The organism is Nitrosophilus labii, assembly GCF_014466985.1.
GTDB classification, from domain to species: domain Bacteria; phylum Campylobacterota; class Campylobacteria; order Campylobacterales; family Nitratiruptoraceae; genus Nitrosophilus_A; species Nitrosophilus_A labii.
Genome location: NZ_AP022826.1, coordinates 1,777,342 through 1,793,726 on the forward strand (window position 1 = coordinate 1,777,342; position 16,385 = coordinate 1,793,726).

The 16,385-nt window shown below is 34.1% G+C and carries 15 protein-coding genes and 2 pseudogenes; 8 read left to right on the plus strand and 9 right to left on the minus strand.

Features of this window, described 5'->3' with window-relative positions; all coding sequences use genetic code 11:
• Positions 1–96: 96 nt before the first annotated feature.
• Positions 97–255, minus strand: a complete 159-nt coding sequence (locus NIL_RS08950) for a hypothetical protein (RefSeq protein ID WP_187647433.1) — start codon at positions 253–255, stop codon at positions 97–99.
• Positions 252–1,634, minus strand: coding sequence for a glutamate--tRNA ligase (gltX, locus tag NIL_RS08955; RefSeq protein ID WP_187647434.1), 1,383 nt, complete (start codon positions 1,632–1,634; stop codon positions 252–254). Before gltX ends, NIL_RS08950 begins: the two co-directional genes overlap by 4 nt.
• Before the next feature lie 114 nt (positions 1,635–1,748).
• On the opposite strand from gltX, the gene NIL_RS08960 reads away from it, so the two are divergent.
• On the plus strand, positions 1,749–2,576 hold the full coding sequence (locus tag NIL_RS08960) for a peptidylprolyl isomerase (protein ID WP_187647435.1): 828 nt from the start codon (positions 1,749–1,751) through the stop codon (positions 2,574–2,576).
• Between the two features lie 83 nt (positions 2,577–2,659).
• On the plus strand, positions 2,660–3,853 hold the full coding sequence (locus NIL_RS08965) for a tetrahydrodipicolinate N-succinyltransferase N-terminal domain-containing protein (RefSeq protein ID WP_187647436.1): 1,194 nt from the start codon (positions 2,660–2,662) through the stop codon (positions 3,851–3,853).
• A gap of 72 nt (positions 3,854–3,925) precedes the next feature.
• Here NIL_RS08965 and NIL_RS08970 read toward each other — a convergent pair whose 3' ends face one another.
• Together NIL_RS08970 and accB are read right to left on the minus strand one after the other, a co-directional pair.
• Complete coding sequence (locus tag NIL_RS08970; protein WP_187647437.1) at positions 3,926–5,269, minus strand: acetyl-CoA carboxylase biotin carboxylase subunit; 1,344 nt, start codon at positions 5,267–5,269, stop codon at positions 3,926–3,928.
• Positions 5,270–5,734, minus strand: a complete 465-nt coding sequence (gene accB / locus NIL_RS08975) for an acetyl-CoA carboxylase biotin carboxyl carrier protein (RefSeq protein WP_187647438.1) — start codon at positions 5,732–5,734, stop codon at positions 5,270–5,272.
• Positions 5,735–5,887: 153 nt separating this feature from the next.
• Between accB and dcd the strand changes: the two genes are divergently transcribed.
• Both dcd and NIL_RS11020 read left to right on the plus strand, forming a co-directional pair.
• The gene (gene dcd, locus NIL_RS08980) at positions 5,888–6,448 is read left to right on the plus strand and encodes a dCTP deaminase (protein ID WP_187647439.1); all 561 of its coding nucleotides are present in this window, start codon (positions 5,888–5,890) and stop codon (positions 6,446–6,448) included.
• A gap of 19 nt (positions 6,449–6,467) precedes the next feature.
• Positions 6,468–7,133 (plus strand): annotated as a pseudogene (locus NIL_RS11020) (nitroreductase).
• Positions 7,134–7,243: 110 nt separating this feature from the next.
• Here NIL_RS11020 and asnB read toward each other — a convergent pair.
• Genes asnB through NIL_RS09000 form a run of 3 tightly spaced genes read right to left on the minus strand, consistent with a single transcriptional unit; the run spans position 7,244 to position 10,807 of the window.
• Positions 7,244–9,028 (minus strand): asparagine synthase (glutamine-hydrolyzing), encoded by a 1,785-nt coding sequence (asnB, locus tag NIL_RS08990; RefSeq protein WP_187647440.1) that lies wholly within the window; start codon positions 9,026–9,028, stop codon positions 7,244–7,246.
• Positions 9,029–9,970, minus strand: coding sequence for a magnesium transporter CorA family protein (locus NIL_RS08995; protein ID WP_187647441.1), 942 nt, complete (start codon positions 9,968–9,970; stop codon positions 9,029–9,031).
• Positions 9,971–9,979: 9 nt separating this feature from the next.
• Positions 9,980–10,807, minus strand: a complete 828-nt coding sequence (locus tag NIL_RS09000; protein ID WP_187647442.1) for an aspartate aminotransferase family protein — start codon at positions 10,805–10,807, stop codon at positions 9,980–9,982.
• Between the two features lie 109 nt (positions 10,808–10,916).
• On the opposite strand from NIL_RS09000, the pseudogene topA reads away from it, so the two are divergent.
• The 4 genes and pseudogenes from topA to NIL_RS09020 all read left to right on the plus strand — a co-directional run bounded on the left by topA (position 10,917) and on the right by NIL_RS09020 (position 15,679).
• Positions 10,917–13,129, plus strand: a pseudogene (topA, locus tag NIL_RS09005) (type I DNA topoisomerase).
• Between the two features lie 28 nt (positions 13,130–13,157).
• Positions 13,158–13,652: a YfcE family phosphodiesterase gene (locus NIL_RS09010; protein ID WP_187647443.1), complete on the plus strand. Its 495-nt coding sequence runs from the start codon at positions 13,158–13,160 to the stop codon at positions 13,650–13,652.
• 37 nt (positions 13,653–13,689) lie between these two features.
• Positions 13,690–14,529 (plus strand): biotin synthase, encoded by an 840-nt coding sequence (locus NIL_RS09015; RefSeq protein WP_187647444.1) that lies wholly within the window; start codon positions 13,690–13,692, stop codon positions 14,527–14,529.
• Positions 14,522–15,679: a cation:proton antiporter gene (locus tag NIL_RS09020; RefSeq protein ID WP_187647445.1), complete on the plus strand. Its 1,158-nt coding sequence runs from the start codon at positions 14,522–14,524 to the stop codon at positions 15,677–15,679. Before NIL_RS09015 ends, NIL_RS09020 begins: the two co-directional genes overlap by 8 nt.
• On the opposite strand, the gene NIL_RS09025 is transcribed toward NIL_RS09020, so the two are convergent.
• Positions 15,666–16,115 (minus strand): AMIN domain-containing protein, encoded by a 450-nt coding sequence (locus tag NIL_RS09025; protein ID WP_187647446.1) that lies wholly within the window; start codon positions 16,113–16,115, stop codon positions 15,666–15,668. The two genes, NIL_RS09020 and NIL_RS09025, sit on opposite strands and share 14 nt — an antisense overlap.
• A complete protein-coding gene (locus NIL_RS09030) occupies positions 16,112–16,381 on the minus strand; it encodes a phosphopyruvate hydratase (protein ID WP_197972079.1) in 270 nt (89 codons plus the stop codon). Before NIL_RS09030 ends, NIL_RS09025 begins: the two co-directional genes overlap by 4 nt.
• Positions 16,382–16,385: the final 4 nt, after the last annotated feature.

Below are 16,385 nucleotides of genomic sequence, written 5' to 3' on the forward strand. Positions count from 1 at the left end.
ATCTTTTTATATTCGTTAATACAATTATAGATATATTTTTAAGATATGCAATCTCTTTTTTGTCTATTAAAACTCTCTATATTGATACGATTCTTTTTAATCAATCAAAACTATCTCATTACCATCTGTAAACTCTGGAATAAACGCAAAATAGAGCATCTTAAGTACTGAAAGGCTTAGTAATGCATATTTGAAATTTACCTGCTCTTTCACTCCCTGATATTTTAAAGCTTTTTGCTTTAAATCTTTTATCACTCAAATTTCCTTAGAAATTTCTCTACTCTTTTTATACTCTCCTCTTTACCTATAATCGCCATAACCTCATCAAGTCCAGGACCCGAAAGTTTTCCAAGAAGAGCAACTCTAAGAGGCTGTCCTATTTTGCCAAAACCTATCTCTTTTTCTTTCACTACATCCTCTATGATTTTATGATAATCAACAGGAAGATGAGGCTCATTAATCTTTAGTTTTTCCAAAAATAGAGTTAAAATCTCTCTCCACTCCCCTTTTAAAGCCTTCTTGAGAGCTTTTTCATCATAATTTTGCGGTTCTTCTAAAATCTCTTTTGCAAGTTCAGCCATCTCTTTTATAGTTTTGGCTCTCTCTTTCAAAGCGTCAAGCAAAATCTCTTTTTTATCATGACTCTCAAGATAGATATTAAAATCTTTTAAAAGATTTAGCAATCTTTCATTGGAAGAGTTTTTGATGTAGTGCGCGTTTAACCATTCTAGTTTACTTAGATTGTATGCTGAAGCGGACTTGTTTATATCTTTAGGATCGAAAAGTTCTTTCATCTCTTCAATCGTAAAAATCTCTTGATCCCCATGACTCCAACCAAGTCTCACTAAAAAGTTCAGAAGAGCTTCAGGAAGATATCCCATCCTTTTATACTCCATCACATCCATAGCTCCGTCTCTTTTTGAAAGCTTCTTACCCTGTTCGTTTAAAATCATAGGCACATGGTAAAATTTAGGCACCTTAAATCCTAACGCCTCATAAACTATAAACTGCTTTGGAGTGTTGTATAGATGATCGTCTCCTCTTATAACATCGGTTATTCCCATCAAAGCGTCATCTATAGCCACAACAAAGTTGTATGTAGGTGTTCCGTCGCTTCTTGCTATTATAAAATCATCCAACTCTTCAGCCCTGATAACTATAGTACCTTTTATTCCATCTTCAAAAATGATATCTCCTTGAAGGGGAGCCTTTATCCTTACAACAGGATCCACTCCTTTAGGAGGAGTTCCTTTAAAATCTCTGTATCTTCTATCATATCTTGGTCTCTCTCCCCTTTTTTGCTGCTCTTCTCTTAGAGCATCTAACTCCTCTTTGCTCATATAGCAGTAATAGGCTTTCCCCTCATCCAGAAGTTTTTGGATATATCTTTTATAGATATCAAATCTTTTTGATTGATAAGCCACTTCTCCGTCATAATCTAGACCAACCCAATCAAAGCTTTCTAAAATAGCTCTAGTAGCCTCTTGGGAATTTCTACTAAGATCGGTATCTTCAATTCTTAATATAAATTTGCCTCCATTTTTTCTAGCCCAAAGCCAGTTAAAAAGAGCGGTTCTAAGTCCCCCTATATGCAAATATCCGGTAGGACTAGGAGCAAATCTTGTAACAACCATCTAAATCCTTTGATAAAAATATTTAATTATCTATATTTTAATGAAATCTTAGTTAAAAGCTGGTAAAATGATCCTCGTTAAATGAGTACTTAAGTAACCAATATAAGGGAATTTATGAAAAAACTATTTTTAATATTTACATTCACGGGTTATATATTTGCTGGTTTAATTGACGCTATAGCCATCATAGTTAACAACGAACCCATAACTATGCTTGAGATATTAAATACTTCAAAAATTCTAAATATAAGCAAAAAAGAGGCCACAGAGCTTTTAATAGAACAAAAACTTGAAGAGTCTGAAATAAAAAGATTAGGAATTAGCGTAGATGAGTTCGAACTTGAAGATGCATTGGAAAAATTCGCAAAAAATCGCGGATTAACTCTCAACGAACTAAAAGAGCTAATTAAGCAAAAAGGAATCAACTGGGAAGAGTATGAAACAAATTTCAAAAAACAGCTTTTAAAAAAGAAACTTTACCAAAAAATCGCCTCTACAAAAATCTCTCAGCCTGATGAAAGTGAACTTTTAGAATATTATAAAAAGCATATAAAAGAGTTTTCTGTTCCGAAATTTGTCGAAGTAGTTAAATATATATCAAACAGCCAAGCGGCTCTTAACGCAGTTATAAAAAATCCTATGGCTTCGATTCCTGGAGTACAAATAGGTGAAGAGAGAGTAGACATATCCAAAATCAATCCTAAACTTGCATTTCTGCTTCAAGACACCAAAGAAGCCTCTTTCACTCCTATCATCCCTTTGGGGGATAAATTTTTGCTTATGTATGTGAAAAAAAAGATAGACGTAACTCCTATGGAATTTGAAAATGTAAAAAATGCTGTTTTAGCCAAAATAATGGAGGAGAGAAAAAAAGAGGCTATAAAAGATTATCTAGCAAAACTGAAAGTTAATGCAAAAATAAAAGTTTTAAGACTTCCATGATGTGTGACACGTGATGCGCTTTTTATTAAAGATATTTACCTATCACGCATTACGTATCACGCATTACTATAAAAAGGAGATTTATGATAGCTACAATTGGAAACAGAGAGGATTTTGCAAAATTTGTAGAAGAGATAAAAAAGAGCGATATATACAAAGAGCCTTTAGGTTTTGGTATATGTAGGGTAGATAGAGGACAAAAAAACAGAGACACTATCCTTCAAGCTACTTTTCCCCTAGTAAACTGGAAAGAAAACTTCGGAAGCGCAGCGGTTTATTTAAAAGCGCTTTATGAGTGCAATCTAGAGTTTGATAAAAATTGTAGTGAAGCAGTTTTTGATATAACAAGAGAGTTCGTAGATAACTGTCTAAACGCTTTTGCTCCTTATCTCACAGAAGCTAAAGCAGATGCGCACAAAAATGTTCAAATAATCAAATATTTAGATACTGTTATCGATGTTGAGTGTGATAGTTACAAAATCGTTTTTTTGTTTGAAGATGACGCACCAAAAAGTGTTGAGAGTGTATATCTAAAACTTTATGCCCTCTCTTTAGGAAAAGCTCCTTTAAGAGGTGTAAATCTAAATGGAGCATTCGGAATACTCAAAAATGTAGCCTGGAGCGGAAATACGCCAATTGAACTTGAATGGTTAAGAGAAAACGAGCTTGAACTCAAACTTTCAGGCGAATATCCCGTAATAGACAGTGTTGATAAATTTCCTAGATTTTTGCAGCACATCATCCCTGCTGACAACACTAGAATCTTAGATAGCTCTAAAGTTAGGTTTGGAGCTCAACTAGCAGCTGGAACAACCGTGATGCCGGGCGCTAGTTATATTAACTTCAATGCGGGAACTTTGGGACCGGTTATGGTCGAAGGTAGAATCAGCTCTAGTGCAGTTGTTGGGAAAGGTAGCGATATAGGCGGAGGAGCCAGTATTTTAGGAGTACTTAGCGGGACTAGCGGAAATCCTATCAGCATTGGAGAAAACTGCCTTCTTGGTGCAAACTCGGTAACAGGGATTCCTTTAGGTGATGGATGTATTGTAGATGCAGGTATCGCGGTTTTGGAAGGAACTAAATTTTACATGAGCCAAAAAGATTTTGATAAAATCAAAGAAGCCAATCCAGAGTGGAATGTTGAGTACAAAGAGTTCTTCAAAGGAAGAGAATTATCGGGCTTAAATGGGTTGCACTTTAGACAAGATAGCACTACGGGACAGATGAAAGTATTTAGAAGCAACAAAGAAGTTAAATTAAACGAAGAGTTACACTAAAATTAGGCTAGCAGGTAAGTAGATCACAAGCGAGAAGTTATAACTTCTCGCTTATTACTCACCTCTTATTATCTACTTTAAAAATTTCTCATCTATATATTTTGTATCGTAGTTATTAGATATAAAATCGGGATTTTCCATCATCTTTTTATGAAAATCTATAGTAGTTTTTATGCCCGTAACCTCAAACTCTTCCAACGCCCTTTTCATTTTGGCTATAGCTTTTTCTCTATTTTCTCCCCAAACTATCAGTTTGGCAATCATAGAGTCGTAATATGGCGGAACTATATACCCCGCATATACGTGAGTATCCATTCTAACATCTTTACCGCCAGGCTGTATCCAAGTTTTTATCTTTCCTGGACTCGGGATAAATTTTTGCGGGTCTTCCGCATTGATTCTACACTCTATTGCATGGCCTTTTAGTTCAACCTCATCTTGAGAAAAGAGTTTTTCTCCTTCGGCTACTCTTATCATCCACTCTATTATGTCTATTCCGCTTACCATTTCGCTAACTGGGTGTTCTACCTGAAGCCTTGTGTTCATCTCCATAAAGTAGAAGTTTTTATCGCTATCTACCAAAAACTCTATTGTTCCTGCTCCTTCATATTTTATATATTTAGCAGCTTTTACGGCAGTATCTAAAAGTTTCTCTCTTGTTTCATCATCAAGAAGTATAGCGGGAGACTCTTCTAACATCTTTTGGTGTCTTCTTTGTAAAGAACAGTCTCTCTCGCCCAAGTGAACAACGTTTCCATAAGAGTCGGCTAGTATCTGAACTTCTATATGCCTAGGACTTTTTATAAATTTTTCCATATAGATGGTACCATCTCCAAAAGCGCTTATCGCTTCTGATTCAGCGGCTAAAAAAGCGTTTTCAATATAACTCTCGTCCTCTACAACCCTCATCCCTTTTCCGCCACCGCCTGCGGCCGCTTTTAATATCACGGGATACCCTATCTCTTTAGCCCTCTGTTTTGCATCTTCAACATCTTTTATAGCCCCTTCGCTGCCGGGAATCACTGGGACTCCTGCCTCTCTCATCACCTCTTTAGCTTTCGATTTATCACTCATCATAACCATAACATCCAAAGAGGGACCGATAAATTTTATATTGTGAAGGTTGCAGATCTCTACAAACTGTTGATTTTCACTTAAAAATCCATAACCTGGAAAAACTGCATCGCATTCACTTATCTCGGCCGCACTAATGATTGCAGGTATATTTAGATAACTATCTGAACTCTTCTCAGAACCTATACAGATAGCTGCATCGGCAAGATTTAGATAGTGAGCATCCTTATCGGCACTAGAATATACAGCGATAGCCTCTTTACCCATCTCTTTGATGGTTCTAATGGCTCTTAAGGCTATTTCACCTCTGTTTGCTATAAGTATCTTGTTTATTTTTTCCATCTACAGCCTCTCTACCAAAAATAGTGGCATATCATACTCTACAGGCTGACCATCTTCTACTAAGATCTCCAAAATTTTACAATCATACTCCGCCTCTATCTCATTGAAAATCTTCATAGCTTCAATTATTCCTATCGTCTGGCCTTTTGAAACAACGTCACCCACTTTTACAAATGGAGGACTATCTGGACTTGGGGCTTTATAAAATGTTCCAACCATAGGGGATGTTATATACTCACCTTTTTTCTTTTCACTCTCTATTTTCTCTTCTTTAGTTTCTGTTGAAATTGCATTAGCCGGAGCTATCTGAGGCTGAACAACTTGAGTCTGAGGCTGAGCTGGCGTGGTTTGAGTATCAAAACCTTTTTGTAATGCTATCTCAAAATCTTCATCTTTTATTTTAAGTTTACTAAGTCCACTTTTATCAAATATTTTAATAAGCTCTTTTATCTCTTTAAAATCCATACTTAATCCTTGCTATTTGGAATTAGGAACTTGGAATTGGGAATTTAGAAAAAAACACTATTTCCAAACTCCAAATTCCCAATTCCTATAATATTTAATGTGCTATAATATCATAAATTTTATAAAGATTAATTTACCTATAAAAGGCTTTTAATGGGGTTAAAATCTGATAAATGGATAAGAGAAAAATCGTTAAAAGAAAAAATGATAGAACCTTTTTGCGAAGAGCAAATAGGAAAAGGGGTCGTAAGCTACGGTCTTAGTAGCTATGGATACGATATAAGAGTAAGTGATGAGTTTAAGATATTTACCAACGTAAACGCAGAAGTTGTAGATCCGAAACATTTTGACGAGAGAAATGTGGTTGATTTCAAAGGAGATGTGTGTATAGTTCCACCTAACTCTTTTGCACTTGCTAGGACTGTAGAATATTTTAGAATCCCTAGAAACGTTTTGGCAATATGTTTAGGAAAAAGTACTTATGCAAGATGCGGAATTATAGTAAATGTTACACCGTTTGAGCCAGAATTTGAAGGGCATATTACAATAGAGATATCAAACACTACTCCACTTCCAGCCAAAATATACGCAAACGAAGGCATAGCCCAGGTTCTGTTTTTTGAGGGGGATGAAGAGTGCAGCGTAAGCTATAAAGATAAAAGAGGCAAATATCAAAAACAAACGGGCATAACACTTCCTAAGATATTGTCATAATTTGATATGGAAAGAAGCGATGACTGTTATTGAATCTCTTAGAAAAAGAAAATCTGTAAGAGCTTTTTTAGATAAGCCTGTGGAAAAAGAGAAAATTGAGCAGATTTTAGAAAATGCCAAATATGCTCCATCCGGTGTTAATATGCAGCCGTGGATGGTATGTATAGTTAGTGGTAAAAAGAAACAGCAGATTGAAAAAAGAGTGATTGAAAAATTTGAGAGTAACCAAAAAGAGAATATGGATTATCAATACTATCCTCGTGAGTGGAGAGAACCCTAAAAAAGTAGAAGAAAAGAGGTTGGATTTTTGCTATACGGTGCTTTAGGTATAAAAAAAGAGGATAAAGCCAAACAAAAAGAGCAGTGGAAAGAAAACTATAGAGCGTTTGGAGCTCCGGTAGTTTTATATTTTTTTATGGATTCCTTTTTGGAAAAAGGCTCATTTTTAGATTACGGAATGTTTTTACAATCAATTATGCTTACAGCAACACAATTGGGACTCGGCAGCTGTCCAATGGCTTCTTTGGCAGAATATCCATCCATAGTAAAAGAGGAACTAAATATTGACAAAGATAAAATTTTGCTTTGCGGTATTGCACTAGGATATGAAGATAAAGAGGCTCCAATAAACAGCTTTAGAACAAATAGGATACCACTAAATGAGTTTGTGAGATTTTACGAATAGATCCATCTTAAATTTTCTAATATCCCAAAATTTAAAATTTAAGTTTTACAGCAATCAATAAACCGAGCCAATTTGATTTTAAAATAAAACGCTTTAAACTATAGACACTCTTATAAAAACTCTTTCTCCATCCATACGCTAAAAGCGTAAATAAGCCATCCATGACGAGAAAATTTGCCTCTTTTTATTTTTGAGAGTAAAAAGTCTACCTCTTCACTTTTAAAGATATCGGTTTTTTCATTTATTTTTTTGATTTTATCTATCTCTTTCGATTCAATAAGCCACTCAATAAAAGGGTATGAAAATCCTTTTTTCTTCCTATATACAATCTCTTTTGGAAGATACTTTAAAGCAACTTTTTTAAGCAGATATTTACTCTCTTGCTCTTTAATTTTCAGATTTGGATCAATTTTAAACGAGAGTTCAACAAGTTCTTGATCAATCAGTGGAGTTCTTGCCTCAACCGAATTTATCATAGAAGAGCGGTCAAGTTTTGTAAAGAAAAGTTCTCCTAAATGAACCTTGATATCAATGTAACTATACCATATTAAGGGATGAAGGGACAAAGACCCAAAAGAGTAGAGATAATTTTTTATGCACTCTAAAGAGTCGTTATCTTTTATGTTCCGTTTTAAAAAGATATTCTTTTGCAGATCGGTAAAAACTTCTCCGGTGGTTCTAAAAAGAGGAGTCTCTTCAAACACTCTTTTATACCACTCCCACTCTTTATTTAAGGAAAAATTTGAGCGGAAATAGTTTTTTAGCCAGTTTTTATATTTTAAGTCTTTCGCTTTTTCGATATCCAAAAACTCAAAATATTGTCTATAACCCATAAAAAGCTCATCACCGCCCTCACCACTTAAAATCGCCTTTATACCTATGGCTTTTACATTTTTAAAAAGATATGTCAAAGGAATTGCCGCTGGATCTCCAAGAGGTTCTTCAAGGGCATAAAAACTCTCATCTAAAATATCTAAAAACGCTTTTTTATCCATAAATATTTCAAAATGCTCGCTTTTTATATGATTTGCAACCTCTTTTGCATATTTTAGTTCGCTATATTTGGGAAAATCTTTATATCCTATAGAAAAAGTCTTAATTTTTCCTTTTTTTGAAGCTATGGCACTCACTAAAGAGCTATCTACTCCACCACTAAGTAAAGAGGCTATCTCAACATCCGCAATCAACCTATACCTAACCGATTTCAAAATAGTCTCTTCTATCTTTTTTACGGCCTCATCCTCATCGAAAATTGAAGGCTCTTTTAAAAAATCGTAATATTTTTTTATCTCTATTTTAGAGTCTCTATATATTAAAAAGTGTCCTGCAGGCAATTTTTTTATATTTTTGTAAAAAGTATCAGAGGATATTGAAGCGCCAAAAGATAGATAACAAGAGAGGGTATCAAAGTTTAGTTCCTTCTTTACAAAAGGGAGTATTGCCTTTATCTCAGAGGAAAATATAAACCTTTTTTCATCTTTATAATAAAAAAGAGGTTTTTTGCCAAATCTGTCTCTAAAAAGGTAGTAAGTCTCACCCTTTTTCAAAGCTATAGCAAACATTCCCCTAAGATATTTTACAAAATCCAACCCATAAATCTTAAAAGCTGCTATGATAGTTTCTGTATCGCTATCGGTTTTAAAAGGGAAAGGAAGTTTTTGAAGCTCTTTATAGTTATAGATCTCGCCGTTAAACGAAACGGTTATATCTTCATAAACTATAGGTTGATTTGCTTCATCGTTTAGATCTATGATACTTAACCTATTATGTCCTAAAAAAAAGTTTTTACCCGCTATATAAGAGCTAAAATCGGGTCCCCTGTGACTCATTAACAAAAGAGCCTTTTTAGCCTCTTTTAGTTCATACTCTCCTACAATTCCAAATATAGCGCACATCTAAATCCACTGCTTCTTTTTTAACCATCTATATATAACAAATCCAAGCCCCAGATTTACTCCCCAGACAAAAATGTATCCGTACTCCCAGTTAATTTCGGGCATATATTTAAAATTCATCCCGTAATTGCCAACTATAAAAGTAAGCGGTAAAAATATAAGTGATATAGCGGCTAGTCTTTGCATAGCTTGATTCATTCTGTTTGATATAAACCCCATCAAAAGATTTTGAAGATATCCTGTTCTATCTAGATATGTTTTTGATTCGTTTATCAAAAAGTTTAGATGCTCTTTTAAATCTATAAATTCAAATTTCAGTTTTTTCCTTATCTGTGTAGGATAATGATTATATAACTTATTTATAACATCATTTTCAAAAACACTCTGTTTTGCTATCCTGTTTAAACTTCTTCTTGCAAAATAGAGATTTTTTTGTATCTCCTCTTCATCCAGCTCCTTTTTAAAGATAATATCCTCAATCTCTTCCAATCTATCGTCTATCAAATCCACTATATCCATAGTATTGTCTATCAAGATATCCAATATAGTATATGTCAAATACTCAATGGAGTCATCAGGTTTGTATCTTTTATAAAATTTAGAAACCATCTTTTTTATCACCTCTTCAAAATCAGAAAGAAACAGAAGCTTATCTTCTGTAATAATCATAACTATATTGCTATCTTCAAACAACAGTTCATTCTCTTTTGAAGGACGGAAGTACTTTAAAATTATAAGTTTAAACCCTTCATTCTCCTCATAAGCGACACTTTGGTCTTCACTTTGGATATCCTCGATAAAGGTTTCATGAAAACCGTTTTTCAAAAGCCACTCTATTATTTTTCTGTTTTTGGCAGAGCTAAAAACTATCTGTTTTTCATTTTTAACAAGCTCAATATCCTCTTCCCCTTTTCTGTAGAGTCTATCTGCAAATACATACATTTTACTCCTTTAAAAACTGCAGCCTCTATAGCTGTATTTTTCCAAAATTTCCAAAAAAGGCTCTAAAACTTCTTTTGTATATGGCAAAGAGATCTGAGCTTTATAAACCTCTTCACTAATCGGCAAAAAATCTCCTCCGACAAGGGAGAGTCGATATATGGGTTTAAAGTGAACCCTCAAATCAAATCCACTTTTAATCAAAGCCGATATTATATCTTCTTTAGGACAGTAGAGTTCAGGTTTCAAAAGGACTGGATAGTGAGTTTTTATTGTTTTTGATGATATTTTCAAAATATCTAGATATCTGCTTTTGTTAAAAGCTTTTTCAAAAAAATCTACTATCTCTTTTTGCTCCTCTATTTTTTTAATATCCGGCATAACTAAATTTTTTGCCTTTATATCAATACCTAACGTCTCTATATCGAAATTCCAAAGTTTTCCTTTTTTTACCCCGCTATCAATAAATTTTTTCAATTCTTTTATCAAAACCTCATCTTTGCTTGCAACTGCGCAAAAATTTTCGGCTTCTAGCAAAGAGACTTTAAACTCCCCTAAAACCTCGCCAAAATTTTGATATCCGATTATCCCTTGTTTTGGTTCAAAACTCTCAAAAAAGAGATTTTGGATATCACTTTTTGAAGAAAAATCTAGATTGATATCTTTTAGCTCAATATCTATTCCCAAAAATTTGGGTATAGTTGCAAACCAAAATGGAGCGTTAGCTGGTATAGAGATTTTTTTTATATCCATAACCCTCAAAAGAGCCAAAAAAGCAAGCTGCGAATTAAGAATAAAAACAGACTCTCTTTTTAAATATTTTTCAATCAGCTTTTGCAAAATCACTCCTATACTCTTTTGGTAAATTATACAAAAATAATCAAATATGTTAGAATTGCAACCAAAAGTGTTCATAATGTATAGATAAACAAATTTAAAAGGCAAAAAAGTGGCTAACCAAAAGAGTCTAATCATAGTAGAATCACCAGCAAAAGCAAGAACTATAAAAAATTTTTTGGGTAAAAATTATGAAGTTATAGCTTCAAAAGGACATATAAGAGATCTTCCCAAAAGCAGTTTCGGAATCAAAATAGAAGATGGGCGTTTTGAACCTCAATATAGAGTAGACAAAGAGCATTCAAACATCGTAAAAGAGATAAAAGATCTTGCAAAAAAGAGCTCTACAGTCTATATAGCCACAGACGAGGATAGAGAGGGAGAGGCTATCGGATACCATATAGCAAAAGCCATAGGAAAAGAGCCCGAAAAACTTCCTAGAATCGTCTTTCACGAAATCACAAAAAACGCTATAAAAAAAGCTTTGGAAAATCCTAGAACTATCGATATGGATAGAGTTAACGCCCAACAGGCGAGAAGACTTCTTGATAGAATAGTAGGTTATAAACTATCTCCTCTTTTATCTTCTAAAATCCAAAGGGGATTGAGTGCCGGTAGAGTCCAAAGTGCCGCACTAAAACTGGTAGTAGATAGAGAAAGGGAGATAAAAGCTTTCGTTCCTGAAGAATACTGGAGTATTGAAGCAGTTTTCAACGAAAATATTGAGAGTCAACTTGTAGAGTTCCAAGGAGAAAAGATAGAAAAACTCTCAATCAAAAAACAAGAAGAGGCTAAAAAGATTGTCGAAACCCTAAAAGGTGAAGAGTTCAGAGTAGCAAAAATAGAAAAAAAACAGAGAATCACCAAATCACCTCCTCCTTTTATGACATCTACTTTGCAACAGAGTGCCTCTACACAACTTGGCTTTAGTCCCAAAAAGACAATGATGATCGCTCAAAAACTTTATGAGGGAGTTCAAACCGACAAAGGAATTACCGGAATCATCACATATATGAGAACCGATAGCCTAAATATAGCAAAAGAGGCAGTAGAAGCCGCAAGAGAAAAGATAGAAAAAAGCTTTTCGAAAGAGTATTTGCCGGAAAAACCTAAAATCTATACAACAAAAAGTAAAGGAGCGCAAGAGGCTCATGAAGCCATTAGACCTACGATGATAGATTTTACTCCACAGATTGCGGCACAGTTTCTTAATAAAGATGAACTCAAACTATATACTCTAATCTATAACAGATTTCTTGCTTCTCAGGCAAAAGACGCTATTTTTGAAACTCAAACAATATACTTTGCTTCAGATGACGGAGTTTTTAAAGCAAGCGGCAGAAGGCTTGTTTTTGACGGTTTTTACAAGATTTTGGGAGGAGCAGAAAAAGAGAAACTTCTTCCTAAGCTAAAAGAGGGTGAAAAAGTAAGTTTAACAAAGTTAGAGGCTATTCAGCATTTTACGGAGCCTCCAAGCAGATACTCCGAAGCTAGTCTCATTAAAAAACTAGAATCACTAGGTATAGGAAGACCAAGTACCTACGCTCCAACAATTGCTCTGCTTCAGGCTAGAAACTATATAGAGATAGAAAAAAAACAGCTCAAACCAACAGATATTGCCTTTAAAGTTATAGAGGTTTTAGAAGAGCATTTTCCAAATATAGTCGATAGCTCATTTACTGCAAAGATGGAAGAAGAGTTGGACGAAATCGCCGAAGCCAAAAAGGATTGGCAAAAAGTTTTAGCCGAATTTTACGAGCCATTCATAGCTCAGATAGAAAAAGGAAAAAAAGAGATAAAAAGCCAAAAAATAGCTATACCGGTAGGCAGAAACTGCCCTGAATGCGGAGCAGAACTTATAAAAAGAAATGGGAGATTTGGCGAATTTATAGCATGCAGTGCCTTTCCAAAGTGCAAATATACCGAACAGATTGAAGATGATAAAAAAGTGAGGAGAAAAGTGAAGAAAAAAGTGAAGAGATATGCGATAAATGCGGCTCATCTATGGTTATAAAAAGTGGCCCTAGAGGAAAATTTTTAGCATGTAGCGCATACCCAAAATGTAAAAATACAAAACCTCTAACTCAGCCTAAAAAACTTGATGTAAAATGTCCCGAGTGCGGAGGAGAAATAGTTGAGAGATATTCAAAAAGAGGGAAATTTTTTGGATGCTCCAACTATCCAAAATGTACTTTTATATCCAAATTTGAACCAGCCACAACAAAATGTCCTAAATGCGGATATATGATGGCTAAAAGAACATACAGAAACAAAGAGGTATTTGAGTGTATAAAATGTAAACATAGAGAGGAGATTAGTCATTAGTAATTAGTAATTAGTCATTGGAGAAAAGATGAAAATAGGAATAATCTCTGATACTCACAATAAAGTAGAATATACAAAAGAAGCCATAGAGTTTCTTAAATCGCAAGATATCAAATACCTTCTGCATGCCGGAGATATTGGAAAAGATGTGCTGGATTTTTTAATAAAAGAAAATCTAAACTTTATTGCGGTTTTAGGTAACACCGATACCAATATACCAATACATCAATACACCAATTTTCCAATATACAAAGAGCCTTACTATTTCAAAATTGAAAATAAAAGTTTTAAATTAATGCACCATCCTTACTATTTAACAGCAGATACTGATGTTATAATCTACGGACATCTACATAAGTTTAAGTGCGATAGAAAAAAGAGTCTATACATAAATCCCGGAGAAGTATGCGCTAGAGAAAAGCCATTAAGCGAGTGCGCAATACTAGATACAGAAGATTTAAACGTTTATTACTGTTTTAGGAAATTAAGAACTAGTAATTGGGAATTAGTAAAAAAGTGCTAAAATTACCAATCTCCAATTATTAAGTGGAAGGTTGTATATGAAAGTATATCTTTGCGCCATATCAAATATCTCAAGCGGCGTGTGTGCCGAGGATTGTGCTTTTTGTACTCAAAGTACTAAATATAAAGCCGATATAGAAAGATACAAATACAAATCGATAAAAAAAATAGTGCAAGAGGCTAAAAAAGCCAAGTCTTCAAAAGCTATCGGCTTTTGTCTTGTCACCGCGGGAAAAGGTATAGATGATAAGATACTAGATTTTATATGCGAAGCTGCCATGGCAGTAAAAAAAGAGGTTCCAGATATATCGTTGATTGGCTGCAACGGAACTGCAAGCGTAGAGCAGCTAAAAGAGTTAAAAAAAGCGGGCATAGAAAATTACAACCATAATCTTGAGAGCGCCAAAAGTTTTTACAAAAATATCTGCACTACCCATACTTGGGAAGAAAGATACCAAACATGCCTTAATGCAAAAGAGGCCGGGCTTAATCTCTGTACAGGCGGAATTTTTGGTCTTGGAGAGAGTAAAGAACAAAGAGAAGAGCTTTTAAAACAGATAGCTTCACTAAATCCTATGAGTGTGCCTATAAACTTTTTCCACCCTAATCCGGCTCTTCCTCTTCCAAAACATATTATGAAAAAGAGTGAAGCTTTAGAGATCATAAAAAAAGCTAGAGAACTGATGAGTAATGCTATGATAATGGTTGCCGGTGGAAGAGAACTAGTCTTTAAAGATGAATGGCCTCTTATCTTAAAAGCCGGAGCAAACTCTATAGTAGTTGGAGACTATCTTACAACAAAAGGTGAAGAAGCCTCCAAAGATATAGATATATTAACGAAATTGGGATATGAGATAGCCCAAAGTTGTCATGAGTAATGAGTTAATTATCATCGTCACCCTTTCTCTCTTGATTTTTGCAACACCTTTTTTGGCAAAAATCACTAGACTTCCTACAAGCGTTCTGGAGATAATATTTGGCTCCGTAGCTGGAACAGTAGGACTTTTACATCATATAGAACTTTTTGAACTCGTAGCTGAGTTCGGGTTTTTGTATCTAATGTTTTTAGCCGGCCTTGAAGTAGATTTAAAAAAAGTTATCAATACTGATAAAAAACTTCTAAAAAGAGGAATGTTTTATATACTAAGTCTTTATATACTCTCATTCTTAACGGTAAAATACCTCAATTTAAGCAATATTTTTATTGCTATCTTACCCCTTATATCCGTAGGACTAATAGCTGCTCTTATAAAAGAGTTTGGGAAAAAGGTTAAATGGTTAGAACTATCCATGACTATAGGTTCTTTAGGAGAAGTTGTTTCCATAGCAGTACTAACTATAATAAGCGCCGGTTTCGAGTTTGGATATGGAGGCAAATTTTATGAAACGATTTTTTATCTATCTATATTTTTACTTCTTATTTTAGGTATTTTCAAATTTTTACAAATCCTTTTTTGGTGGTATCCGGAAATCAAAACCACCCTGATGCCTAGGATCGATAAAGAAGAACAAGATATAAGGCTCTCTATGGCTATATTTTTTATTTTCATAGCCATTATGGTATATCTAAAGCTTGAAGTGGCGTTTGGCGCTTTTATAGCAGGAATTTTCATTGCTACCTTTTTTGAACACAAAAAGGCACTGCCGCATAAACTTTCCTCATTCGGTTTTGGTTTTTTCGTTCCAATATTTTTTATATATACAGGAAGCTCTTTTAAACTTAGTGCTTTACTAATGGACGGTTTAGTACAAAAAGCTTTAATGATAACTTTTTTGATGATCTTTATTAGAGTTGCCTCCTCTTTTGTATTTATAAAAATTTTAGGATTTAAAAACTCTTTGCTTTTTGGGCTTTCTCACTCTATGCCGTTAACGCTTTTAGTGGCTATAGCTACATTGGCTTATCACGCAAAAAGTATCGATAATTTTTACTATCTCGCATTTATTTTGGCAAGTCTATTTGAAGTATTGATTGTTATGACATCTATCAAAATCATAATGAAGCTAAAACGAACTAATGCCGTTTAAAAGTAAGTTTGTAGCCATCTTTCTTTTTAGAAAGCTTATAAGAGCAATCTTTTTTAAATGTTAGAGCGATTCTATAATAGCCTTTATGTGCTCCCAGCGCTATTTCATTTATACATTGGTTATTTTTAATTTTTGCTCTTTTTGTTTTGAAGCTTCTGTTTGATTTAAAATCCAAAACAACCTTTTTCGGATTCTCTATAGTAAAATTTCTAATGAGTCCATCTTTAGTTTTTAAAAAAATATACTTTTTTGCAACACTAAGACTTAGCCATCTAAAAAGTTTTATAACCTCTTTTTCCTCTTTTTTAGACGATGCTTTTTTTAAAGTACTCTTATGGGGCAAGGTTTTTAGAGTCTTCGTTTTTGCAGGCTCGAAAGGATTCTCTCTAGCAACAATCATACTAAAAGCTACAATTAAAAAAACTATATATCTCACTCCGGCTCCAACTGTTTTAATTCAAAATACTCTTTTTGCAATCTGGCATTTTCCTCTTTCAGTCTTTGAACCTCTCTTTTTAAAGCTCTCTCTTTGTTTTGAATCTCTATCAAAACCTCCACTGAATCTTTTCCAAAAAGAAGATTTCCTATATAGACACCTATAGCTATTATCAAAACGAGTGCGGCCAAAACTTTGACCGCATATAAAACTAGATATTTTTTACCGGCTCCTAAACCTATGAGATCATCGATAATCTCTCTCATAAAA

Bases quoted from the DNA above. Each gene is read 5' to 3' on its own strand.
- gltX (WP_187647434.1), bottom strand. From the start codon at position 1,634: ATGGTTGTTACAAGATTTGCTCCTAGTCCTACCGGATATTTGCATATA.
- NIL_RS08960 (WP_187647435.1), top strand. From the start codon at position 1,749: ATGAAAAAACTATTTTTAATATTTACATTCACGGGTTATATATTTGCT.
- NIL_RS08965 (WP_187647436.1), top strand. From the start codon at position 2,660: ATGATAGCTACAATTGGAAACAGAGAGGATTTTGCAAAATTTGTAGAA.
- NIL_RS08970 (WP_187647437.1), bottom strand. From the start codon at position 5,269: ATGGAAAAAATAAACAAGATACTTATAGCAAACAGAGGTGAAATAGCC.
- accB (WP_187647438.1), bottom strand. From the start codon at position 5,734: ATGGATTTTAAAGAGATAAAAGAGCTTATTAAAATATTTGATAAAAGT.
- dcd (WP_187647439.1), top strand. From the start codon at position 5,888: ATGGGGTTAAAATCTGATAAATGGATAAGAGAAAAATCGTTAAAAGAA.
- asnB (WP_187647440.1), bottom strand. From the start codon at position 9,028: ATGTGCGCTATATTTGGAATTGTAGGAGAGTATGAACTAAAAGAGGCT.
- NIL_RS08995 (WP_187647441.1), bottom strand. From the start codon at position 9,970: ATGTATGTATTTGCAGATAGACTCTACAGAAAAGGGGAAGAGGATATT.
- NIL_RS09010 (WP_187647443.1), top strand. From the start codon at position 13,158: ATGAAAATAGGAATAATCTCTGATACTCACAATAAAGTAGAATATACA.
- NIL_RS09015 (WP_187647444.1), top strand. From the start codon at position 13,690: ATGAAAGTATATCTTTGCGCCATATCAAATATCTCAAGCGGCGTGTGT.
- NIL_RS09020 (WP_187647445.1), top strand. From the start codon at position 14,522: ATGAGTAATGAGTTAATTATCATCGTCACCCTTTCTCTCTTGATTTTT.
- NIL_RS09030 (WP_197972079.1), bottom strand. From the start codon at position 16,381: ATGAGAGAGATTATCGATGATCTCATAGGTTTAGGAGCCGGTAAAAAA.